This window comes from Streptomyces sp. NPDC059037, assembly GCF_042740015.1.
GTDB lineage: Bacteria > Actinomycetota > Actinomycetes > Streptomycetales > Streptomycetaceae > Streptomyces.
The window spans coordinates 76790-97879 of record NZ_JBHYIG010000001.1 but is presented as its reverse complement, the minus strand read 5'-3'; the positions used below and the strand labels follow the sequence as shown (position 1 = coordinate 97879).

The following is a 21090-nucleotide window of genomic DNA, read 5'->3' as shown; positions in this document are numbered from 1 at the left end:
CGGGCCTCATTTCGTGACGGTGATCCGGAAGACGGGGTGGTCCGCCGCGGCCGCCTCGATCTCCGCGTCCGTCGACTTGGCGGTGACGCCCTTGAAGTACTGGTTGACCTCCCAGCCCCACTTCTCCAGATAGCCGCGGAGCACCGGCAGCTTCTCGGCGTCGGGGATCTCCACCGCGGTGAACGCACGGACCTTGCGCCCGACCCGCAGCTCCCCGCCGCCCGCCGCCCGCATATTGCGCACCCACTGGGAGTGCCCGCGGGCCGAGACCAGGTACTGCCCGTCTTCGTACGTGAACGGGTTGACCGGTACGCGCTGCAGCTGGCCGCTCTTGCGGCCGCGTACGGAGAGCTCGGCGGACCCCATCAGGCTGATGCCGCGCCGCGCCAGCCAACCGATCACGCCGTTGAGCCGGACGTTGAGGGGGCTGCCCTTGAGGTAGTAGGGGGAGGGGGAGGCGGGGGAGGGCGAAGACATGGTGGCCACCTTGGTTGGAAGCGATTCCGAGAGCAGTGCTCTCGCTTTAGAGCAGTGTGCACGAGATCGGTGATCCAAAGCAAGAGCAGTGCTCTCGAAAGTGTGAAGTGCTCTCGTTTCGGCGCACTGCTCTGTATGCGTGGCACACTGCCTGCATGAGTAGTGCCACGAGCGGAGCCAGGGCCCGCGCCCGAGTCGAAGTCACCGCAGCCATCAAGGACGAGGCGCGCAGACAGCTGGCGGGTGATGGCGCGGCCAAACTGTCACTGCGGGCGGTGGCCCGCGAGCTCGGCATGGTGTCCTCCGCGCTCTACCGCTACTTCCCCAGCCGCGACGAGCTCCTGACCGCCCTCATCATCGACGCCTACGACTCCCTCGGCGCGGCCGCGGAGGCCGCGCACGCCGAGGTGGCGACATCCGCGCCCGTGCGGCGGTGGACGGTGACCTGCGAGGCTGTCCGCTCCTGGGCCCTGGCGCACCCCCACGAGTACGCCCTCATCTACGGCTCGCCCGTGCCGGGCTACAGCGCGCCCCAGTCCACCGTCGAAGCCGCCGCGCGCGTGGGCCTTCTGCTGATCGGGATCGTGCGCGACGCCCACCGGGCGCGCGGTGTCGCGGTGCGGAAGCTGCCCGCCGGGCTGCGTTCCGAGGCCGAGCGGATGGCCGCGGATCTCGCCCCCGATCTGCCGCCGGCGGTGATCGCGGCGATGGTCGCGGCGTGGGCGCAGCTCTTCGGGCTCGTGGGCTTCGAGGTGTTCGGGCAGTTCAACCGCGTCGTCGAGGACCGCTCGGAGTTCTTCTCGTACGCGGCCACGCAACTCGCCCATGGTGTGGGGTTGTTGGAGCAGGAGTAGCAGGAGTAGCAGGAGTAGCAGGAGTAGCAGGAGTAGCAGGAGTAGCAGGAGTAGTAGGAGTAGCAGGCGTGGCAGAAGCCCCAACTGTCCCGCACCACACCCGAGTTGACCGTCGGCGTGGGTGGCCAGGAGGAGATCTCCCGGCAGGTCGGCGAGCAGGCCCGCACCGACTTCCTGCGCGCCGAGATCCTCGCCCTGCCCGCCGTGGTGCTCCTGCTGATCCTCGTCTACCGGCGCACGGTCGCGGCGCTGCTCACCGTAGGCGTCGGCCTGCTGTCCGTCGTGGGCACGCTCGCGGGCCTGCGGGGATCGCGCAGTTCACCGCGGTGTCGACATTCGCGGCCAACCTCGCGCTCGTCCTCGGCAGCCTGGGGCTCGGCATTGACTACGGCCTCTTCGTCATCAACCGCTACCGCGAGGAGCGGCACGCGGGCCTGCCGCAGGACGACGCGGTGGTCCGGGCGACCTCCGCCGCCGGGCGCACGGTGATCTTCAGCGGGGCCACGGTGGCGGTCTCGCTCAGCGCGCTGCTGGTCTTCCCGTTCTTCTTCCTGAGCTCGTTCGCGTACGCAGGTGTCCTCGTCGTGGTCACCGCGGTGGCCGCAGCGCTGCTCCTGCTGCCCGCCGCCCTCGCCTGCTGGGGGCACCGCGTGGAGCGCCCGCAGGCCGAGGCGAGCGGCATCTGGCAGCGGATCGCAGGCCTACGCCGCCGAACTCTCCGGTATCCAGGGCGTGTTCCAGGTCGACGCGCCCACCGGCCGCTACCGGGACGGCCGTCGCACCGCCCCATCGGGCATCCCGCACCGCGACGGCGGCGCACGTCTGGCCGTCGTCCCGGCCCAGGCGGCGATGTACGGCGACGTCCCCGCCTTCGTCGAGCGGATCCGCGACACCCGGGCGCCCGCTCCCGCCCTGGTCGGCGGCTATCCGGCCGAGACCACCGACTTCCGCGCCACCCTCCTGGAGCGGCTTCCGTACGCCGTCGGCCTGATCCTCCTTGCCACCTTCGGCGTCCTCTTCCTGATGACCGGAAGCCTGCTCCTGCCTGCCAAGGCGACCGTGCTCAATCTGCTCAGCCTGTCGGTGATGTTCGGCTGTCTGGTGTGGGTCTTCCAGGAGGGGCATCTGTCGGGGCTGCTCGGCTGCACCCCCACCGGGTCGATCGAGCCGAGCATCCCGGTCCTTATGTTCTGCGTCGCCTATGGCTTGTCGATGGACTACGAGGTGTTCATGCTGGCCCGCATCAAGGAGGAGTACGAGCGGGTCGGCGACACCGAGGCGGCGGTCGCCGCCGGGATCCGGCGCAGCGCTCCGCTGATCACCGCGGCGGCCGGGATCCTCGCGCTCGCCTTCCTTTCGTACGCGACGGGAGGCGTCGTCTTCCTCAAGGAACTCGGCGTGGGCACGGCCCTGACGATCCTCGTGGACGCCACGCTCATCCGCGTCGTGCTGCTGCCCGTCGCCATGCGGCTCGCGGGCCGCGCCAACTGGTGGGCGCCGGGCCCCCTGCGCAGACTGCACCGCCGCTTCGGCCTGCGGGAAGAGGCTCCCACCCCCGAGGTACTCCAGCGGGAGTACGCGTGATCGCCACGCACGGCTGACGCCCGGCGGCCACCGTGCGGTCTAGCGTGGCCGACATGGACGAGCAGCGCGAACACAGGCGCGGCGGTCCGCTCCTGCCCTGGGGCGGACCGCCGATGTGGCGGCATGGCCCGCCCTGGTGGAACCAACGGGACGAGGCGGCCGAGGGCGGCAGGCTGCCGTGGCTGACGACGCTCTTCCTCACCGTGTTCGTGCAGGTCGGTTCCAAGTTCGCCGCGGAGGGCCAGCTCGACCGTGAACCACTCGACCCGATCGCCCGGCTGATCCTGCTCGCCGGCACGGCCTCGCTCCTGCTGCGCCACCGCCACCCCGTCCCCGTGGCGTACTTCACGGCCGGGACCGCGCTGCTCTACCTGGGGGCCGGATACCCGTACGGCCCGGTCCTGATCACCGTGGCGGTCGGCTGCTTCGCCGCGGTGGTCTCGGGGCATCGGCGGGCGGCGTGGGGGGCCGTCGGCATGCTGTGGGCGGGCCATCTGCTGGTCGCGCACTGGCTGTACCGGTGGTTGCCACCGGACGGCGACAACGCGCGGACCTGGGGGGAGGAGACCGTCGTCGCCGTCTGGGTCGTCGCGATCATCGCGGTGTCCGAGCTGGCCCGCGTACGCCGTGAGCAGTGGATGAAGGAGCGCGCCGAGCGCGCGCAGGCCGCCAAGCGGCGGGCCGACGAGGAGCGTCTGCGCATGGCGCGCGAACTGCACGACGTCCTCGCGCACAGCATCTCCGTCATCAACGTCCAGGCGGGCGTCGGGCTCGCCCTGCTCGACTCCGACCCTGAGCAGGCGCGCACCGCGCTGACCACCATCAAGGCCGCCAGCAAGGAGGCGCTCGGGGAGGTGCGCCAGGTCCTCGACACCTTGCGTGCGCCCGGTGACGCGCCGCGCGCCCCTGCGCCCGGCCTGGACCGGCTGCCCGAACTGGTGCAGCAGGCGGCGAGTACGGGCCTCACGGTCGACGTCGACACCCAGGGGCGGGCGGTGAAGCTGCCGCCCGGCGCCGATCTGGCCGCCTTCCGGATCGTCCAGGAGGCCCTGACGAACGTCGTACGGCACTCCGGATCGCGGCACGCGCGCGTGCTTGTGCGCTACGAGAAGACGGCGCTCACCCTGCGGGTGGACGACGACGGGCCCGCCACCGGCGCGGACGCGGGCGGCAGCGGCAACGGTCTTGCCGGGATGCGGGAGCGTGCCGCCGCCCTGGGTGGCACGATCGAGGCGGGCCCGCGCCCCGACGGAGGCTTCCGGGTCACAGCGGTACTGCCCACCGGCACGCAAGCTCAGGAGAACGAGTGATGATCCGCGTACTGCTCGCCGACGACCAGTCCCTTGTCCGGGCCGGTTTCAAGGCGCTGCTCGATGCCCAGCGTGACATCGAGGTCGCGGGCGAGGCGGCGGACGGCGAGGAGGCGGTCCGCATGGTGCGCGAACTGCGCCCCGACGTCGTCCTGATGGACATCCGCATGCCGCTGCTCGACGGGCTCGCCGCGACCCGCAGGATCACCGACGAGCCGGACCTGAACGGCGTCAAGGTGGTCATGCTGACCACCTTCGAGCTCGACGAGTACGTCTTCGAGGCGATCCGCGCGGGAGCCTCGGGCTTCCTGGTCAAGGACACCGAGCCCGAGGAACTGCTGCGTGCCGTGCGCGCGGTGGTCGACGGCGACGCGCTGCTCTCGCCGGGGGTGACACGCCGCCTCATCGCCGAGTTCGCGGCGCGCTCCAAGGAGCCCGCGGCCGCCGAGCCGCTCGCTGAACTCACCGAGCGGGAGCGGGAGGTGATGGCGCTGGTCGGCATCGGCCTCTCGAACGAGGAGATCGCCCGCCGCCTGGTCGTCAGCCCGCTCACCGCCAAGACCCATGTGAGCCGCACGATGGTGAAGCTCGGCGCCCGTGACCGCGCCCAACTGGTGGTCCTGGCCTACGAGTCGGGCTTGGTACGGCCCGGCTGGCTGGGCTGAGCAGTTCTGGACTGGTCCACTCTGAGCTGCTCAGCCCTGCGCCGACCCGCCCGCCGGTGCCGCACGAGGATCGTCACCACGGACGCCACGAAGACCGTGGCCGCGACGACCGCGCCGACGCGGTTGAGGGTGTGCTCCGAGGGTGACGTCACACCGAAGAAGTGGACCGGCGCCGTCACCGCGATGAATGCGGCACCCGCGAGGCTCGTCGCGACGAACAGCGCGAAGCCGATCTCGACGGTGGCCTCGTCCCGCTCGGCCTGTGTGCGTCGCCCCATACCCCGAGTGTCAGGGGTGCGCCTCCGGCGGGCAAGGAACTGCCCACCGGAGGCCGGGAGTTGATGTCCCCGCACGGTCAGTCGCGGGCGGCCACCGGCTCCCGCTCGTCCTCCCGGGACGCTTCCCGGGACACTTCCTGGGCCGGCGACTTGGAGACGACGACCGACTCCGGCGTACGACGCGTCCGCAGCCCGGTGAGGGTGATCAGGAGTCCGGCGACCGCGATCGCGGTGACCACGATCAGGCCGGGCCGGTAGCTGTCGAGCACGGCCTGCGGCGAGGAGCCCGCCCCGTCGCCGGCGGCGGTGATCACGGCGGTCACGACGGCGAGGAAGATCGCGCCGCCCACCTGGATCGAGGTGTTCAGAAGCCCCGACACCATGCCCTGCTCGTCGTCGTCCACGCCGTTGGTGGCCTGGATGTTGAGCGACGGGAAGACCAGGGCGCAGGCGAAGCCGAGCAGGATCATCGACGGCAGGACCATGGACGTGTAGGACGGGGTCAGGGTGACCCGCAGGAAGAGCACGTACGAGGCGACGAGCAGCGCGAAGCCCGCCACGATGACCCGCGGGGTGCCGAACCGGTCGATGACCGAGCCGACCTTCGTCGAGGAGAGCGCGACGAGCGCGCCGGCCGGCAGGAAGGCGAGCGCCGTCTCCAGGGCCGACCAGCCGAGCAGCGACTGGAAGTACTGCGTGGCGAGGAACTGGAAGGAGACATAGCCGCCGAAGAACGTCATCGCGCCGATCTGCGCCCGGAGTTGAGGTCCGGAGCGCAGCACGCCGAGGCGGATCAGCGGGCTCGGGGTGCGCAGTTCGATGCGTACGAAGACGGCGAGGAGCACGGCGGCGACGAGGAACGACAGGAGCGTGCGGGCCGAAGCCCAGCCGGCTTCCGGGGCCTCGACCACGGTGAAGACGAGCAGCAGCATCGTCGCCGTGCCGGTGACGGCGCCCGGCACGTCGTATCCGCCGGTGTTCTTCTCGCGGGCGCTGCGCGGGATCAGCTTGAGGCCGGCGACCAGCGCGATGACGGCGATGGGCGCGGGCAGCAGCATGGTCAGGCGCCAGCTGGCCTCGGTGAGCAGGCCGGACAGGACAAGGCCCATGGAGAAGCCGGTGGCCGCGCAGGTGGTGTAGATGGTGAGCGCGCGGTTGCGGACCGGGCCCTCGGCGAAGGTCGTCGTGATGATGGAGAGGCCGGCGGGCGCGGTGAACGCGGCGCTCAGCCCCTTGATGAAGCGGCTCGCGATCAGCAGCGGGCCCGAGTCGACGAATCCGCCGAGCAGTGAGGCGAGCGCGAAGACGGCGAGCGCGATCAGGAAGACCCTGCGCCGTCCCAGCAGGTCGGCGGCGCGGCCGCCGAGCAGAAGGAGGCCTCCGTAGCCAAGGATGTAGCCGCTGACGACCCACTGCAGGGTCGAGGTGGAGAGGTTCAGTTCGGAGCCGATGGAGGGCAGGGCGACGCCGACCATCGATACGTCGAGTGCGTCGAGGAACATCGCGGCGCAGAGCACGAGGAGAGTGCCCCACAGGCGCGGGGACCAGCGCTCCGGGGACGCGGAGTCAGCTGTGAGCGGAGAAGTCATGCGCAGCACAGTACATGCACATGCATTGACTGCAAGTGCATTTAATTCCGATGCAACAATGGGGGCTTTTTCTGCTACCGTGCGATGTCATGGCGGCGAAAACGGCCGAGCAGGCGCTCGTGGACCAATGGCGCGACATCCTCGCGGTGCACGCACGCACTCTGTGCGAACTCGACCGCGCCCTGCATGAGCACGGCCTCGGGGCGAGCGACTTCGAAGTTCTCGACGTGCTGTCCGAGAGCGCAGCGGAGGACGGCAGCGGCGCCTACCGCGTCCAGGAGATCGCGGGCCGGGTGCATCTGAGCCAGAGCGCGCTGTCCCGCCTCGTCGGCCGCCTGGAGAAGGACGGCCTCGTGGAGCGCGGGATGTGCAGCGAGGACCGGCGCGGCGTACGGGTGTGCCTCACGGAAAAGGGGCGCGCGCTGCACACGCAGGTGCGGCCGCTGCAGCGCGAGGTCCTGGGCAGGATGCTGACGGAGCCCGGCTCCCGGTAGCCCTCCGGGGGCTTTATATGTGGTTATGCGCCATACGCCGTTATACGCCGGACGTTTCCTGCCACAGCGCGGCGAGCGCGGAGTCACCGTCGATGTGCGGGAAGTTCGCGCGGTTCCACAGCGCCAGGTACAACTGAGCGGCGGCCCCGGACAGCTCGCAGTCGACGTCCTCGGTGCCGCCTCGCTCGGTGACGGGCGGCTCCGCGGAGAGCCGCACGGTCCACGCGGCGTCCGCGTCCGTGACCCGTACGCGCAGTCGGCTGGGCTTCTCGACCCGCACCCTGCTGCGCGAGCGGGAGTGGAACCCGCGGAGCAGCTCATCGATCCCGTCCACGGCGAACTCCGTACCGATCGGCGACGGAGTGCCCCCGAGCGCGGACTCGGCGTCCACGCGATGAACCGTCGTCTCGTTCGCCTGCCGCCGCGCCCAGAACGCGAGCGGCGATGGCGCGGGCAGAAACGCCCAGCACTGTACGTCGGGCGATGCGGCCCGGAGCGTGCCGACCAGGTCGGCGTGCGCCTGCCGGTACCAGTCGACCAGGACGGGGCCGTCAAGGTCGGGCGGGTCACCCATCGGCCGGGGCGAGCCGCACTCCTCGGCGACGAACGCCGCGGCCCAGCGGTGCACGACCCCCGTGTGCCGCAGCAGATCACGCACTTGCCAGCCGGGGCAGGTGGCCACCTCGGCAGCCGTGCCCGCCGTTTCGGCGGCGCCTGCAAGCAACTTGCCCTCGGCGTCCAGAATGTGAAGGTGCTGGGAGATCTCCATGCGGGGATTGTGCCGGATGGAGTGCGCTCGACGGGTCAGGTCTTGCGGACGGCGCTGGTGAAACCGGCGACGAAGAGGGCGACGAAGGCCCAGGCGCAGGCTTGGAGGGTCCATCCGGTGGCGGTGAGCGCCTGACCCGCTGCCGTGCCGGTGGTGGTGCAGTCGCTGCGGGCGCCGGTCTTGATCAGTGGCAGGCCGAAGTCGAGGCCGACGCCGATGCGGTCGACCGTGCTGCAGCGGACGGCAGTCGCATCCTTCGGGACGGTGCGGGAGAGTCCGCCGTGGGCGCCGGGGCCGAGCACGGCGAGGAACACCGCGGCGAGGACGATGGCCGGGAGGCCGAGCAGGGCACGCCAGGGCTGATATCCGTAGCCGCGAGTGAGCCACGTCAGTCGGCTCCAGGCCCGTTCGGCGGGGCCGGTGGCCGTCCTGCGCAGCTGGTCGTGCCGCTGCGCGATGAGCACCGCACGGGCGGTCCCGGTCGTGTCCGGCGGCCCGCTGGGCGGCGGCCAACTGCTGGTAGGGCTGCGGCGCGTAGTACGGAGTGGCTTCGCGCAGCAGGTCCAGCCAGACCTGCCAGCTCTCCGCGAGGGTGCCGTACTCAAGCCCGTCGACGTCCAGGCGGTGCGACGGGTCGGGGTGTTCCAGGCGGGTCGGGGCGAAGTCCAGGGTGCCGCTGATGCGTACCCCGGGAAGCTGGATCGTCGGAAACTGTCCGCCGCCCAGCGCCTCGAAGCCACGGCGCAGGAGAGCGTTTCCGTCGACCCGCAGATCGTGGAACACGCCCTTCCCGGTGGCACGCGGCGAGGTCACCCCGATCACGCTCACACCGGCCGAACCCGCCCACGACGGCGAGGACTTGAAGGCGAAGGTGACGTCCCTGACCCTCACCCCGCACAACGACGGCCGTGCGGGTGTTGCCGTTCGGTGACATGGGGGACAGGGCTGTGACACGGGAGAGGGCAACGCACTTGGGGGGTAGCGGGTCGTATGGGGCAAAGGCGGCGCGGGCCGCCGCTGCCCCCAACGGGCAGGCCGACCAAGTGATCCGGGGAACCTCATGAGGATGAGTGTGCGCACGAACAAGGGACTGATCGCCGCGGCCGCGGCGCTGGCCGTGTCAGGGGTCGCCATGGCGGCGGTGCCGGCTTCCGCGGCCGACACGCCGCGTTTCCTGGCGCCCTCCGAGCTGCCGCCGCACGCGGCGTCGGAGTGGTTCGCGGGCCCGGTGACGGCCGGCCAGCCCGACCCGCTGCCGATGTGCGTCGGCGAGGCACTTCCGTCGACGTCCGTGCACCGGGCCTACCGCACGGACTACGACACCGGAGCGCTGCAGGTGACGGTGGTCGAGCGCAGCGAGCGGCGGGCGAAGGAGTTCGCGGCCCTCCTGCGCGGGAAGCTCGACGGGTGCGCGAAGAAGGTGATGAAGGAGGACCCCGGTACCACCGCGAAGCAGAAGTACTACGGCAAGGTGAACGTCGAAGAGGGAGCCCACGTCTACGGCGTCCACACCGTGACGTCGTGGGGTGCCTCCGACATCAACCTGTTCTCGGTGGGCCGGGACGGCGCGACGGTGACACTCGTCACCTGGGGTCAGATGGGCGGCTTCGCGGACGCCCAGGTGTCCGACTTCAAGACCACGACGGCCACGGCCGTCAACAAGCTCTACTGACCTGTTCCGGCGGGACGCGCCGGGCGTCCCGCACTGGAACGGGGCAGGTATTCCGGCCACGCATGGTGCGGCTGGTCGCTCCACCGACCGTAAGGAGAGACGCAGGCGCCCCGTCATAGGGTGCTGGCACTCCACCCGGCAGCGTTGCCGGGCTTTCGGAACGGGAAGGCCATATGACCATGGATACAAAGGCGTACATCGAGGATGTCTACGGCCAGATCTGCCGGCGCAGCGCGGGGGAGGGGGAGTTCCATCAGGCGGTGGACGAGGTGCTGCGCTCCCTCGAGCCGGTGCTCGAGCGGCATCCGGAGTACGTGGACGCGGGGATCGTGGAGAGGATGTCCGAGCCGGAGCGGCAGGTCATGTTCCGGGTGCCGTGGGTCGACGACCAGGGCGTTGTGCGCGTCAATCGCGGCTTCCGGGTGGAGTTCAACAGTGCGCTCGGGCCCTACAAGGGCGGCCTGCGGTTTCATCCGAGCGTCAATCTCGGCATCGTCAAGTTCCTTGGGTTCGAGCAGATCTTCAAGAACGCGCTGACGGGGATGGCGATCGGCGGCGGCAAGGGCGGCGCCGACTTCGATCCCAAGGGCCGCTCGGACGGCGAAGTGATGCGGTTCTGCCAGGCCTTCATGACCGAGCTGTACCGGCACCTGGGCGAGCACACCGACGTGCCCGCCGGGGACATAGGCGTCGGGGCCCGTGAGATCGGCTACCTCTTCGGCCAGTACAAGCGGATCACCAACCGTTACGAGTCAGGGGTCCTGACCGGCAAGCCGGTGGCCTGGGGCGGTTCGCACGCCCGTACCGAAGCCACCGGTTACGGCACCGTCTACTTCGCCCAGGAGATGCTCGCCACCCGCGGCCAGAGCTTCGAGGGACGCCGGGTCGTGGTCTCGGGCTCCGGCAATGTCGCCGTCTACGCCATCGAGAAGGTGCACGCCCTGGGCGGCCGCGTGATCGCCTGCTCCGACTCCTCCGGCTACCTCGTCGATGAGGAGGGCATCGACCTTGACCTTCTCAAGGACATCAAGGAGGTGCGCAGGGAACGCATCTCCGCGTACGCCGATGCCAAGCCGACCGCACGCTTCTCCGCCCGCGGCACGGTGTACGACGTCCCCTGCGATCTCGCGCTGCCGTGCGCGACCCAGAACGAACTGCGGCGCGACGACGCCGCGGCTCTGGTCAAGAACGGTGTGATCGCCGTCGCAGAGGGAGCCAACATGCCCTGCACGCCCGAGGCCGTCGAGGTGTTCCGCGAGGGCGGAGTGCTCTTCGGCCCCGGCAAGGCCGCGAACGCGGGCGGCGTGGCCACCTCCGCCCTGGAGATGCAGCAGAACGCCGCCCGTGACACCTGGAGCTTCCAGCAGACCGAGTCCCGGCTCGCCGCGATCATGCGGGACGTCCACGCCCAGTGCCGCGAGACCGCCGAGACCTACGGCGCCAATGCGGACGACTACGTCCTCGGCGCCAACATCACCGGCTTCCTCCGGGTCGCGGACGCGATGACCGCGCAGGGAGTGGTCTAGGTCAGCGCCTGGTCCTGCCGCTATCGGCCAGGACCTGAGGTGACGGGGGGCACCTCGTGCGTGTCCCGGGCGGCCAGGTCGTCGACTTGGCCGCCCGGGAGCGTCAACCAGCGCTGAGCCATGACCCACCTCGCCGGGACGCCTGTTCTCCGTCCGACAAGTGGCGATAAGTGGCTGCAATCGGCAACCACGGAGTTCGTCAACCCCCTGTGTCGGCTTGGGCTGTCCAGGATCCTGGGGACGAGTCCGACATCGACGTCCCGGGAACCGCATCGAGGAGATCCATTGGGCGCGCCGCCGTACGAGAGGCCTTCTCCCCGGACTACGCGCCGGGTCCTTCTCGGCTATGTGCGGCCCCACCGCCCCGCCTTGGCCGTCGGCGGCCTGCTGGGCCTGGTCGCCGGGGCCACGGGCCTGGTCCTGCCGTTGGCGGCGAAGCGTCTGCTGGACAACCTCGCGCAGGACCGGGCCGTGGCCGGTGCCCTACTGGCCATGACTGTGCTGGTCGTGGCCAACGCGGCGGTCGGGGCGCTGGGCAGCTATGTGCTCTCGCGTACCGCGGAGTCCGTGGTCCTGACGGCCCGTAAGGGACTGGTATCCCACCTGCTGCGCCTGCGGGTGCCGGCGGTGGACCGCGTGGAACCGGGTGACCTGATGGCCCGGGTCACCGCGGACACCACCCTGCTGCGCCAGGTCACCACCGAATCGCTGGTCGGTGGAGTCACCGGCACCCTCACCCTGGCGGCGACCCTGGTGATGATGGGGCTGCTGGACGCCGTGCTGCTTGGAGTCACTCTGGCCGTGTTCGTCCTCGCCGGTGCGGTGATCGGTCTGGTCGTGCCGCGGATCAACCGGGCCAGCCACCGGGCCCAGGAGTCCGTCGGCCTCATGGGCGCCGAGCTGGAGCGCGCGCTCGGGGCGCTGCGCACCGTCAAGGCGTCGGGCGCCGAAGACCGCGAGGAGGAGCGCATCCACCAAGCCGCCGCCCAGGCGTGGCGGGCCAGCGTGCGGGCCGCGAAATGGACGGCGCTGGCCGGAAACACCGCCGGTCTTGCCGCACAGACGGCCTTCCTGACGGTGCTGGGTGTCGGCGGCGCCCGAGTGGCTTCCGGAAGCGTCGCCGTGGGTACGCTCGTCGCGTTCTTGTTGTACGTGTACTACCTGATCCCGCCGGTCAATCAGCTGGTGGGGGCGGTCGCCGACTACCAGGTCGGAGCCGCCGCGGTCGCCCGCATCCAGGAGGCCCACCAGCTGCCGGCCGAGTCCGGCGACCCCGTGGCCGACCTGCCCCGGCCCGGCACACCACCAGCCGCGGTCGTCTTCGAGCAGGTGCGCTTCCGCTACCGACCAGAACTTTCCGACGTGCACCACGGCGTCAGCTTCACCATCCCGCCACGCGGCATGACCGCTTTCGTCGGCCCCTCCGGCGCGGGCAAGACCACCGTGTTCTCCCTCATCGAAAGGTTCTACGAGGCCGACTCCGGCCGCATCCTCCTGGACGGCAAGGACGTCAAGAACTGGCCGATCGCGCAACTGCGCGCCGCGATCGGCTACGTAGAACAGGACGCGCCCGTGCTGTCCGGCACCCTGCGCGAGAACCTCCTCATCGGTGCGCCGCACGCCGATGAACAGCATCTTCGCCAAGCGCTGCGCACCACGCGCCTGGACACCATGGTCGCCGGGTTCCCCGAAGGATTGGACACCCGCGTCGGCCACCGCGGCACCCGTCTTTCGGGAGGCGAACGCCAGCGCGTGGCCATCGCCAGGGCGCTGCTGCGCCGCCCCCGGCTGCTGTTGCTGGACGAGGCCACCTCACAACTCGACGCGGTCAACGAAGCAGCGCTGCGCGAGACCGTCGCCGAGGCGGCCCACGCCACCACGGTCCTCGTGGTGGCGCACAGACTGTCCACCGTGACCATGGCCGACCGCATCGTGGTGATGGACACCGGCCGCGTCAAGGCCGTGGGCACGCACGCCGAACTCCTCGTCGCCGACCCGTTGTACGGGGAACTGGCCGCCACCCAGTTTCTGGCCACCGACTGAGCGCCGCACCAGGACGGCCGGCGGCCTGCCCTGTCCCAGGACCGCGGGACGGATGTCGGCCCCGGCAGGCCCCCACCGCATCGCCTGCCAGAGATGTGTGCTTCCAGGTGCTCGCGCAGGGCCGGATACGGCCTTTCGCGCGCCTTGCCGGGGCAGGACGGTGGAGGCCGGACACACCCACTTGCGACGAGCAAGGAGATGGCCATGGAACACGACACGGGCAAGGAAACGATCACGAAACGGCCCTACGTGGAGCCTGAGGTCGAGGAACTGGGCACGGTCGAGGAGCTGACGGCCATGGGTGGCCTGCTCTTACACGACAACCCGGCCCACCGCGTGCTGCTGTGAACCCGCTTCCCTCCCCGGGGGGCAGGCATGCCCGGGGAGGGAGCCGTAGTGGGGGAGGGAGCCGTAGCGACGGACAACGCACTTCGCGCGTACGGAGGGGAGCGTCCGGTGACGGGCACGGGGTCTGTTCTGGTCGGGGACTACACGGGTTGTTGCGGGCAGGTTCATTTCGGTGATGCCGACTCCCGCGTCACCTACGTGGCCGCCCCTTTTGGACAACGCCCGGCACCTCCTGAAACGGGCCGCCTCGCCGTGCAGTGGCATGCAGCACCGGACGCTCCTCGGCTTCCGGCCCCTGCGGACCGGGAGCGGCTGCTGCTGTCCGGACCTGTCATGGGGCCGGTGACGCCTGACCGGGCACGGCAGATGGCCTCCGCCCTCAAGAACGCCCGCTACGCCGAACTGGCGCGGCTGCCCGGAGACTTGGCCGGCTGCCTGGTGACCGAGCACAGAGTCTTTCTCTTCCGGAGCGCCACCAGCCGGGAAGGTCTCCTCTATCGCAGGGACGGCGCACTGCTGCGGTGGTCGACCGATCCCACCGATCTGCTCGACGGCCCGGAGGAGTTCGACCACGAGGCGATCTGGCGCTCGTGCCGCGGCGACGAGGTGTTCATCTATGACAACCTCACGCCGGTCCTGCCCGGACAGGTGGTGGTCGTCGACCGCGACCGCGTAGACGTCGTGGAGTACGACCCCATCGTCCCGCTGGAACTGCCCCGGCACACGACGATGCCGGAATACGCCGAGATTGCCTACGACTTGATTCTGCAGGCGGTGCGCCCGTACACCGGCTGCGGCCGGATCGGCATCCTGCTCAGCGGCGGTCTTGACTCCGGGGCGGTGCTCACGGCCCTGGTGGACTCCGGAGCCGACGTGGTCGCCTACCACCAGGCCACCGATGACCCTCTGGCCGATGAGTCAGCCTACGCACGGGAGGTCTGTGACCATCTGGGCGTACCCTTCGTGCCGGTCATGATGGACCACGACGAGGGCTATCTGTCCGAGAAATGGGAGTTCCCGCACCCCTACAACAACATCGCCTTCCGGTGGCAGGAGCAGATCGCCGACCGCATCGAGCGCGACGGAATCACCTTCCTGACCTGGGGCCGCGACGGTGACATGGTCTTCGGCCCGACGCGTTACGGGCTGTACGAGGTACTGCACGGCGATCTCCGCCCGCGAGAGAAGGCGGCGCTGTGCCGGGGGCTGCTGTGCTCACGCTTCGAGTCCTCCCGCATCCTCCGAAGCGCCCGTGCGTCCTCATCCGTTCTGGGCGATCTGGTGCCGACCGGGGACAACGCGCGAGCCACCGATTTCCTCACCCCGCTTCCCGGCGTGCCCGACGACCGGTTCGACGACGAGTACTCGGCCCGGGACCACTGCGTGGACCTCAGTGTCTGGCGGCCGCGGGGAATCCAACTGTGCAGTCCCTTGGGCGACAAGGGCATCCGCCGCCTCGCGGCCCGCATGCCGGACGCCTACCGGCTCCTGCCATACCAGGGGAGGCTGATCACCAAGCCGGTGCTCCGGCTGCTCCTGTCCACCCGGCTCCCGGAGAGGATCTGGCGCCGCTACGGACGGCTGTGGCTGGATTCGCCGCACAAGAACTATGCCCTCAACCACGGCCACGTACTGGCAGACCTGATCGGGCGCCCGGACGCGCACCTCATTCGGATGGGCATTGTGGATCCGCGGCAGCTCGCCCGTGTGCTGGCCGAGCCTGCGAGCCTGCGCCGCAATGCCGAACAGCTGATCTGCGCCGCCATGACCGAGCTGTTCCTGCGCGGCGACGCGCGGCGGGCCTCCGCTACGCAGAAGGGTGTTCGCGATGCCTCTCGTACGGCTGGCTGAGCACGCCGTCTTCGACGACACCGACGGCGCGGGGGTCATTCTCGACACCCACAAGGGTGTCTACCTGACGCTGAACTCGACGGCCACCCTCATGCTGCGGGCAGCCCTGCACGGCGACACCGTGGACGATGTGGTCGGCCGCCTCCGCGAACAGATCGACGCCACGGACCAGACCCTCCAATCCGGTCTTGCCAAGCTCACCGGCCAACTCCGCGACCGTGCGTTGCTGGCCGCCACGCCAGAGGGCCCCCCATGAACCGAGCCGTCACCACACCGGACGGGGAGTTCTTCCTGTCCGACCTCGACCCGGCCACCACCCCGCCACGCATCCCTTTCCGGCTGCGCGCGTACGCCGTGGGGCGCACCTTCCGCGCGCTGTGGATCTACCGTCGGCACGGCTGGTCAGTGGCGCACCTGTATCTGCGGCGGCTACGCCCCGGCCCCGGATCGGCGGTACTGGCCGCCCTCCCGGCCGGCACCGCGCTCCGGCTGGCCCGCCGGGAGGTCTTCGCCTCCCAACTGGTCCATCGCACGGTGCACCCTGACGGTCTCTGCCTGCCGCGTTCCCTCGCGCTGGCCACGTATCTGTCAGCTCTCGGACTGCCCGCTCAAGTGACCATCGCCCGCCTGCGCACCGTGGCCATGCCGAAGAACAGCTTCCACTCCTGGACCGAGCTGTACGGCGCCGTGCTCAACGACAACCCAGACGTCCGACTCGGCTACACCGTTCTGCAGCGCGTCGCCGCGTCCGAGGCGCACGCGGCGCCCCGCACGCGGGTCCGTCCATGACCAAGGGGAGCCCGTGACCGAGGCGAATACCCACATGCGGTGGTTCGAGGACAACGCGGACCATTACGAGGAGTTGGCCACGTACGCGGCCGACTTCGGGCAGCGACTGATCGACTTCGCGGATCCGGCGCCGGCGACCCGGCTCCTTGACGTGGGAGCCGGGCGCGGCGCGGCCGCCAGGGCCGCCGTGGCCCGCGGCTGCGTGGTCACCGCGATCGATGTGACACCGGCAATGGTGCGTCGGCTTGCCGCGGACGTACCGGAGATCACCGTCCGGCAGATGGACGTGACACGACTCGATTTTCCCCGCGGCTCCTTCGACACGGTTGTCGCTGCCGACGTGGTGGAGATTCTTGAGGACCCCGCGGCAGCGGTGGCCGAAATGCGCCGGGTCCTGGCACCGGGCGGGACGGTCGCCTTGTCGGTACACGGAGCCCGCGGCCGGTGGGAGTGGCTCACCCGGCTGGCCCAGGAGTTCTGGCCCGCCCCCGGCCCTGTCGCAGACGCCGCGACACCCGCGGATCCGGCCGCCCTGCTGGCCGAGGCCGGATTCATCGAGCTGACGCAACGACCGGTCGCGGCAGCCGTACAGGTGCCCAGTCCATCGGCGCTCTGGGAGCTGCTGGAGTCCCAGATGTCCATGGCCGTGGTCGAGACATTGCCGGCCGGACGCGCCGCCGAGTTCCATCGCCGCTTCTGGGCCGGCGCCGAACACATGCACGCGCACGGCGGCATCGTCCTCGACCACAACGCGATACTTCACCGCGCGATCACCCCGGCATGAGCCGGGCAGGTTTCGGAGGGTTATTGAGAACTGGTTGTCAGAGGTCGTTTCCTCTCGTCATTTGGCAACGCGACGCAGCGCCGTCCTCGTAGCCCTGCGATCGGTCAAGCTCGCCGCCCCCGTTCCGTCATCGGCGGGTGGTGAGTCCGATGAGAGCGGCGAGGCCTGCCAGTGCCGCGACGCTGGTGAGGGCGATGGGCAGGGTGAACCAGTCGGCCATGAATCCGATGGCGGGCGGTCCCAGGAGCATCCCGCCGTAGCCGAGTGTGGAGGCGGTCGCGACGCCGCTGGGTCCGGCCAGGGCGCCGGCGCGTTCGACGGCGACGGGGAAGATGTTGGCGAGTCCGAGTCCGGTGATGGCGAAGCCGAGGAGTGCCAGCCACACGGTGGGGGCGAGTGCGCCGAGGAGCATGCCTGCGGCGGCCGTGGTGCCGCCGGCCACGAGTATCGGGGTCTGGCCGAGGCGTTCGAGCAGGGTTGTTCCGGTGAGCCGGCCGATGGTCATGGCGAGGGCGAAGCAGGAGTAGCCGGCGGCTGCGATGCCCGGGGCGGCGTCGAGGTCTTGCTCGAGGTGCAGGGCGCCCCAGTCGGCGAGTGCTCCTTCGCCGAACGCCGTGCAGAGGGCGATGAGGCCGAAGACGAGGACCAGTCCGCGGGCGCGGCTGTCCAGGTGGCGCGGGGCGCCGGCCTCGTGGCGGACGTCGCTCGGCGGGGTCGGGGGTTCGAGGCGCAACAGCGTACGTCCTGCCACGGCGGTGACGATCAGGCCGATCACGGTGAGGCCGAGCAGGTGGCGCGTGGGGGACAGCGAGCCGGCGATCAGTCCGCCTAGGCCCGCGCCGACCATGCCGCCCAGGCTGAAGGCGGCATGGAAGCTGGGCATGATCGGGCGGCGCAGGGCGGCCACCAGGTCTACGGCCGCGCTGTTCATCGCCACGTTGATCCCGCCGTACGCCGCCCCAAAGATCAGCAGCACCAGGCCGAGCGCCAGTGCCGAATGCGTCAGCGGCGGCAGCGCGACGCTGAGCGGCATCAGCACTCCGCAGGCCACCGTCACCGGGTGGCTGCCGAAGCGGCGGCAGAGGCGTCCGGTCAGGGTCATCGTGATGACGGCGCCCGCCGAGACTCCGAGGAGTGCGAGTCCGAGGTCGCTGGCCGAAGCGCCGGTCTGGTCCTTGATGGCGGGGATGCGGACGACCCATCCGGCGAAGATGAAGCCGTCGAGCGCGAAGAAGACGGTGAGGGCGACACGGAGCCTGCGGAGGCCCGGGGGAGTGGCCCGCGACGCTGCGGACGTGGTTTTGTTTAGTAGCGGCACAAAGTCAGAGTAGGGGTGCACCCCGGTCGCGTACAAGGCGGTTCTTGTCGGCTCGGTGTCCGCCGCCTCCTGTCGGAGGTGCCGGGCGAGGGCGGCGGAGATGTCGGGCGAGGGCGGCGGAGGCGTCAGGGAATGGCGGCGGACGCGTCAGGCAAGGGCAGCGGAGGCGTCAGGGAATGGCAGGGGAAGGGCAGATGGCGACTGAACGGCGAGGCCGCGTACGGATCATGGGAGACTCGCCCTCATGAACGGCAAGGCTGCCCCCCGTGCCGAGGGGGATCTGTCCACGCGTACGCGCCTGGAGCGAGGGCGCGGCGCGCTCGGTCCCGCCCTTGAGCTCGTCCACACCGGACGGGCCCCGACGCGTGCCGTGCTCACCGCCGAGCTGGGCGTCACCCGCGCCACCGCGGGGGCCGTCGCCGCCGAGCTCGAGGCGCTCGGCCTGATCAGGATCGACGCACGGCCGAGCGCGCCCGCGGGCTCGCAGGGCCGGCCGTCGCACGGCCTTTCCATCGCGGACGACGGGCCGGTGGCGCTCGCCGCGCAGGTGCACTCCGACGGCTTCCGGGCGGCGCTCGTCGGGCTCGGCGGCCGGATCGTCGCCACCGCACCCGGCTGCGAGACGATCGACGCCGACCCGGCGCAGGTCCTCGGGTCCGTCATCGACGCGGGTGCCCAACTGCTGCGGGAGACCGGGCGGCGGTGCGTCGGCGCGGGCCTCGCGGTGCCGTCCGCCGTCGCCGAGCCGGAGGGCACCGCGCTCAACCCGCTGCACCTGGCGTGGCCCGCGGGTTCGCAGGTCCGCCAGATCTTCGCCGACTGCGTACGTGACGCGGGGATCGCGGGACCGGCGTTCGCCGCCAACGATGTCAACCTCGCCGCACTCGCCGAGCACCGGCACGGCGCCGGGCGCGGCGCCCGCGACCTGCTGTGCGTGGCGACCGGCCACCGGGGCGTCGGCGGCGCGCTCGTCCTCGACGGCCGTCTGCACACCGGCAGTTCGGGTCTGGCCCTGGAGGTCGGCCACCTCACCGTCAACCCCGAGGGCCGCCCCTGCCACTGCGGAAGCCGCGGCTGCCTGGACGTCGAGACGGACCCGCTGGCCTTCCTGACGGCTGCCGGCCGGGAACCGGGACCCGAGGGGCTGCTCCTGCAGGCCCGCGGTCTGCTCCGCGACGCGGCCGCGGATCCCTCGGTCCGCGCGGCGGCCGAAGAGCTGATCGACCGTCTGGGCCTGGGCCTCGCGGGCCTGGTGAACATCCTCAACCCGGACCGGATCATCCTCGGCGGCCTGCACCGCGCCCTGCTTGAGGCCGACCCCGAGCGGCTGCGTGCCGTCGTGGCCGACCGCAGCCTGTGGGGTCGCAGCGGTGGCGTGCCGATCCTGGCCTGCACCCTGGACCACAACAGCCTGGTGGGGGCCGCCGAGCTGGCCTGGCAGCCGGTGCTCGACGACCCCCTCGGGGCGCTGGGCTAGACCTTCGCGGGTTCCGCCGCCTCAACTGCGGCCGTGGCGGCGGCGGTTGGCGCTTCTCGCCGCCGCCGCTTCAGGTCGGGCAGCAGGCTGACGAGGCCGAGTGCGGCGAGGGCGGCGCCGATCCACAGGGGCGCCCGCAGTCCGAACGTATCGATGGCCGGTCCGCCGACGGACGTCGCGATGATGATGCCGAGCGTGATGAACGAGGAGTGCACGGTGTTGACCAGCGGCCGGGCGTTGCCGACGCGCTGGACGCGGGTCACGAGGGCGGGGTTCATGGTGACTCCGACCAGACCGATGCCCATCATGAACACCACGGCGGGGACGGTGAGTTGGGCGAAGGCGGCGAAGCCGAGGAGGAACGCCAGATTGAGTATCAGCCCGATGAGCAGGACCGGGATGGTGTGCTTGTCGGCGAACCGGCCCACGACGGTGTTGCCGATGACGGTGGCCGCGCCGTACGCGATGAGCAGCAGCGGAACGGTTCCCGTGGCGAAGCCGGTGACCTCCGTGAGGATCGGGTTGAGGTAGCTGAAGGCGGAGAACGTCGCGCCGATGATGAAGGTGCTGGTGGTGAGCGTCAGCCACAGCCGGGGGTTCCGGAAGGCGCCCAGCTCCTGGCGGAGGTCGCCCCCGTCGTCGGCGCGTTCCATGTGCGGCACTCCGGTGAGGGTGGCGAGCGCGGCGAGGACGGTCAGCCCCGTGATCGCCCAGAACGCGGCGCGCCAGCCCAGGTGTTCACCGATCACGGTGGAGAGCGGGAGGCCGAGAAGGGTGCCGAGCATCAGCCCGTTGAGCGCCACCGCGATGGCCCTGCCCCGGACTTCGGGGCGGGTGAGCCGCGCGGCGAGGGAGATGGAGACGCCGAAGAAGGCCTGAGAGGCGATCCCTGTGATCACGCGGGCCACCAGCATGGTGCGGTAGTCCGGGGCGAGGGCGGCGAGCGCGTTGCCCGCCAGGAAGACGGCGAACAGCACGGCAAGCGCCGACTTCTGACGCATCTTCAGCACGGCAACGGTGAGGAAGGGGCCGCCGATGGCCATCGCCGCGGCGAAGGCGGTGATCAGATAGCCGATCTCCGGGATCGTGGCGTCGAGGCCTTCGGCCATCTGCGGCATCAGTCCGGCGACCACGAACTCGCTGGTCACCATGGCGAAGATGCCGAGGGCCAGTACGTATACGGCGCGGGGCATGGGTCTGCTCCTGTCGGAGTTCGGTTATGGATAGCTCAGTACAAAACGAAGGCACGCGAGGGCGTGCGA

The 21090-nt window shown here is 70.7% G+C and carries 23 protein-coding genes and 1 pseudogene; 17 read left to right on the top strand and 7 right to left on the bottom strand.

Annotated elements, in window-relative coordinates; genetic code table 11:
• Positions 1-6 precede the first annotated feature (6 nt).
• Complete coding sequence (locus tag ACFWY6_RS00490) at positions 7-477, bottom strand: nitroreductase family deazaflavin-dependent oxidoreductase (RefSeq protein WP_384684399.1); 471 nt, start codon at positions 475-477, stop codon at positions 7-9.
• Positions 478-632: 155 nt separating this feature from the next.
• Here ACFWY6_RS00490 and ACFWY6_RS00485 point away from each other — a divergent pair, with 155 nt between their 5' ends.
• The 6 genes and pseudogenes from ACFWY6_RS00485 (at position 633) to ACFWY6_RS00460 (ending at position 4890) form a co-directional block, all read left to right on the top strand.
• Entirely contained in the window at positions 633-1331 is a 699-nt protein-coding gene (locus ACFWY6_RS00485; protein ID WP_384684396.1) for a TetR/AcrR family transcriptional regulator, read from the top strand.
• A gap of 117 nt (positions 1332-1448) precedes the next feature.
• Positions 1449-1820 carry a hypothetical protein gene (locus ACFWY6_RS00480; protein WP_384684470.1) on the top strand — a complete coding sequence of 124 codons (372 nt, stop codon included), beginning with the start codon at positions 1449-1451 and terminating at the stop codon, positions 1818-1820.
• Positions 1706-1984 (top strand): annotated as a pseudogene (locus ACFWY6_RS00475) (MMPL family transporter); the annotation flags it as partial. The gene ACFWY6_RS00480 and the pseudogene ACFWY6_RS00475, both read left to right, overlap by 115 nt.
• Positions 1985-2063: 79 nt before the next feature.
• The gene (locus tag ACFWY6_RS00470) at positions 2064-2915 is read left to right on the top strand and encodes an MMPL family transporter (RefSeq protein ID WP_384684393.1); all 852 of its coding nucleotides are present in this window, start codon (positions 2064-2066) and stop codon (positions 2913-2915) included.
• Between the two features lie 53 nt (positions 2916-2968).
• The gene (locus ACFWY6_RS00465; protein WP_384684391.1) at positions 2969-4225 is read left to right on the top strand and encodes a sensor histidine kinase; all 1257 of its coding nucleotides are present in this window, start codon (positions 2969-2971) and stop codon (positions 4223-4225) included.
• Positions 4225-4890: a response regulator gene (locus tag ACFWY6_RS00460; protein WP_384684388.1), complete on the top strand. Its 666-nt coding sequence runs from the start codon at positions 4225-4227 to the stop codon at positions 4888-4890. Before ACFWY6_RS00465 ends, ACFWY6_RS00460 begins: the two co-directional genes overlap by 1 nt.
• Here ACFWY6_RS00460 and ACFWY6_RS00455 read toward each other — a convergent pair.
• Both ACFWY6_RS00455 and ACFWY6_RS00450 read right to left on the bottom strand, forming a co-directional pair.
• Complete coding sequence (locus ACFWY6_RS00455) at positions 4851-5168, bottom strand: DUF6332 family protein (protein WP_384684385.1); 318 nt, start codon at positions 5166-5168, stop codon at positions 4851-4853. The two genes, ACFWY6_RS00460 and ACFWY6_RS00455, sit on opposite strands and share 40 nt — an antisense overlap.
• A 77-nt stretch (positions 5169-5245) precedes the next feature.
• Positions 5246-6757, bottom strand: coding sequence for an MFS transporter (locus ACFWY6_RS00450; RefSeq protein WP_384684382.1), 1512 nt, complete (start codon positions 6755-6757; stop codon positions 5246-5248).
• Between the two features lie 89 nt (positions 6758-6846).
• On the opposite strand from ACFWY6_RS00450, the gene ACFWY6_RS00445 reads away from it, so the two are divergent.
• Positions 6847-7251 (top strand): MarR family winged helix-turn-helix transcriptional regulator, encoded by a 405-nt coding sequence (locus ACFWY6_RS00445; protein WP_384684379.1) that lies wholly within the window; start codon positions 6847-6849, stop codon positions 7249-7251.
• A 40-nt stretch (positions 7252-7291) separates the two neighbouring features.
• Here the strand turns inward: ACFWY6_RS00445 and ACFWY6_RS00440 are convergent, their stop codons facing one another.
• A complete protein-coding gene (locus ACFWY6_RS00440; RefSeq protein WP_384684376.1) occupies positions 7292-8020 on the bottom strand; it encodes a maleylpyruvate isomerase family mycothiol-dependent enzyme in 729 nt (242 codons plus the stop codon).
• Positions 8021-8055: 35 nt separating this feature from the next.
• A complete protein-coding gene (locus ACFWY6_RS00435) occupies positions 8056-8484 on the bottom strand; it encodes a hypothetical protein (RefSeq protein WP_384684373.1) in 429 nt (142 codons plus the stop codon).
• A 329-nt stretch (positions 8485-8813) separates the two neighbouring features.
• On the opposite strand from ACFWY6_RS00435, the gene ACFWY6_RS00430 reads away from it, so the two are divergent.
• The 9 genes from ACFWY6_RS00430 to ACFWY6_RS00390 all read left to right on the top strand — a co-directional run bounded on the left by ACFWY6_RS00430 (position 8814) and on the right by ACFWY6_RS00390 (position 17033).
• Complete coding sequence (locus tag ACFWY6_RS00430; RefSeq protein WP_384684370.1) at positions 8814-8951, top strand: hypothetical protein; 138 nt, start codon at positions 8814-8816, stop codon at positions 8949-8951.
• A 135-nt stretch (positions 8952-9086) separates the two neighbouring features.
• Entirely contained in the window at positions 9087-9692 is a 606-nt protein-coding gene (locus ACFWY6_RS00425) for a hypothetical protein (RefSeq protein WP_384684368.1), read from the top strand.
• Between the two features lie 179 nt (positions 9693-9871).
• Positions 9872-11218, top strand: coding sequence for an NADP-specific glutamate dehydrogenase (gene gdhA, locus ACFWY6_RS00420; RefSeq protein ID WP_384684467.1), 1347 nt, complete (start codon positions 9872-9874; stop codon positions 11216-11218).
• A gap of 285 nt (positions 11219-11503) precedes the next feature.
• Positions 11504-13261: an ABC transporter ATP-binding protein gene (locus tag ACFWY6_RS00415; RefSeq protein WP_384684364.1), complete on the top strand. Its 1758-nt coding sequence runs from the start codon at positions 11504-11506 to the stop codon at positions 13259-13261.
• Positions 13262-13465: 204 nt separating this feature from the next.
• The gene (locus ACFWY6_RS00410) at positions 13466-13609 is read left to right on the top strand and encodes a hypothetical protein (RefSeq protein ID WP_384684362.1); all 144 of its coding nucleotides are present in this window, start codon (positions 13466-13468) and stop codon (positions 13607-13609) included.
• Between the two features lie 342 nt (positions 13610-13951).
• The gene (locus ACFWY6_RS00405) at positions 13952-15460 is read left to right on the top strand and encodes an asparagine synthase-related protein (protein WP_384684359.1); all 1509 of its coding nucleotides are present in this window, start codon (positions 13952-13954) and stop codon (positions 15458-15460) included.
• Positions 15438-15716, top strand: a complete 279-nt coding sequence (locus ACFWY6_RS00400; protein ID WP_384684356.1) for a PqqD family protein — start codon at positions 15438-15440, stop codon at positions 15714-15716. The genes ACFWY6_RS00405 and ACFWY6_RS00400 overlap by 23 nt, the downstream gene beginning before the upstream one ends.
• Positions 15713-16249 carry a lasso peptide biosynthesis protein gene (locus tag ACFWY6_RS00395; protein ID WP_384684353.1) on the top strand — a complete coding sequence of 179 codons (537 nt, stop codon included), beginning with the start codon at positions 15713-15715 and terminating at the stop codon, positions 16247-16249. Before ACFWY6_RS00400 ends, ACFWY6_RS00395 begins: the two co-directional genes overlap by 4 nt.
• A gap of 13 nt (positions 16250-16262) precedes the next feature.
• Positions 16263-17033, top strand: a complete 771-nt coding sequence (locus tag ACFWY6_RS00390) for a class I SAM-dependent methyltransferase (RefSeq protein WP_384684350.1) — start codon at positions 16263-16265, stop codon at positions 17031-17033.
• A 127-nt stretch (positions 17034-17160) separates the two neighbouring features.
• Here the strand turns inward: ACFWY6_RS00390 and ACFWY6_RS00385 are convergent, their stop codons facing one another.
• The gene (locus tag ACFWY6_RS00385) at positions 17161-18351 is read right to left on the bottom strand and encodes an MFS transporter (protein WP_384684347.1); all 1191 of its coding nucleotides are present in this window, start codon (positions 18349-18351) and stop codon (positions 17161-17163) included.
• A gap of 244 nt (positions 18352-18595) precedes the next feature.
• Here ACFWY6_RS00385 and ACFWY6_RS00380 point away from each other — a divergent pair, with 244 nt between their 5' ends.
• The gene (locus ACFWY6_RS00380; protein ID WP_361813630.1) at positions 18596-19828 is read left to right on the top strand and encodes an ROK family protein; all 1233 of its coding nucleotides are present in this window, start codon (positions 18596-18598) and stop codon (positions 19826-19828) included.
• On the opposite strand, the gene ACFWY6_RS00375 is transcribed toward ACFWY6_RS00380, so the two are convergent.
• The gene (locus ACFWY6_RS00375) at positions 19825-21021 is read right to left on the bottom strand and encodes an MFS transporter (protein ID WP_384684343.1); all 1197 of its coding nucleotides are present in this window, start codon (positions 21019-21021) and stop codon (positions 19825-19827) included. The two genes, ACFWY6_RS00380 and ACFWY6_RS00375, sit on opposite strands and share 4 nt — an antisense overlap.
• Positions 21022-21090 lie beyond the last annotated feature (69 nt).

Bases quoted from the DNA above. Each gene is read 5' to 3' on its own strand.
- ACFWY6_RS00490 (WP_384684399.1), bottom strand. From the start codon at position 477: ATGTCTTCGCCCTCCCCCGCCTCCCCCTCCCCCTACTACCTCAAGGGC.
- ACFWY6_RS00485 (WP_384684396.1), top strand. From the start codon at position 633: ATGAGTAGTGCCACGAGCGGAGCCAGGGCCCGCGCCCGAGTCGAAGTC.
- ACFWY6_RS00465 (WP_384684391.1), top strand. From the start codon at position 2,969: ATGGACGAGCAGCGCGAACACAGGCGCGGCGGTCCGCTCCTGCCCTGG.
- ACFWY6_RS00460 (WP_384684388.1), top strand. From the start codon at position 4,225: ATGATCCGCGTACTGCTCGCCGACGACCAGTCCCTTGTCCGGGCCGGT.
- ACFWY6_RS00455 (WP_384684385.1), bottom strand. From the start codon at position 5,168: ATGGGGCGACGCACACAGGCCGAGCGGGACGAGGCCACCGTCGAGATC.
- ACFWY6_RS00450 (WP_384684382.1), bottom strand. From the start codon at position 6,757: ATGACTTCTCCGCTCACAGCTGACTCCGCGTCCCCGGAGCGCTGGTCC.
- ACFWY6_RS00445 (WP_384684379.1), top strand. From the start codon at position 6,847: ATGGCGGCGAAAACGGCCGAGCAGGCGCTCGTGGACCAATGGCGCGAC.
- ACFWY6_RS00440 (WP_384684376.1), bottom strand. From the start codon at position 8,020: ATGGAGATCTCCCAGCACCTTCACATTCTGGACGCCGAGGGCAAGTTG.
- ACFWY6_RS00425 (WP_384684368.1), top strand. From the start codon at position 9,087: ATGAGTGTGCGCACGAACAAGGGACTGATCGCCGCGGCCGCGGCGCTG.
- gdhA (WP_384684467.1), top strand. From the start codon at position 9,872: ATGGATACAAAGGCGTACATCGAGGATGTCTACGGCCAGATCTGCCGG.
- ACFWY6_RS00410 (WP_384684362.1), top strand. From the start codon at position 13,466: ATGGAACACGACACGGGCAAGGAAACGATCACGAAACGGCCCTACGTG.
- ACFWY6_RS00400 (WP_384684356.1), top strand. From the start codon at position 15,438: ATGCCTCTCGTACGGCTGGCTGAGCACGCCGTCTTCGACGACACCGAC.
- ACFWY6_RS00395 (WP_384684353.1), top strand. From the start codon at position 15,713: ATGAACCGAGCCGTCACCACACCGGACGGGGAGTTCTTCCTGTCCGAC.
- ACFWY6_RS00380 (WP_361813630.1), top strand. From the start codon at position 18,596: ATGAACGGCAAGGCTGCCCCCCGTGCCGAGGGGGATCTGTCCACGCGT.
- ACFWY6_RS00375 (WP_384684343.1), bottom strand. From the start codon at position 21,021: ATGCCCCGCGCCGTATACGTACTGGCCCTCGGCATCTTCGCCATGGTG.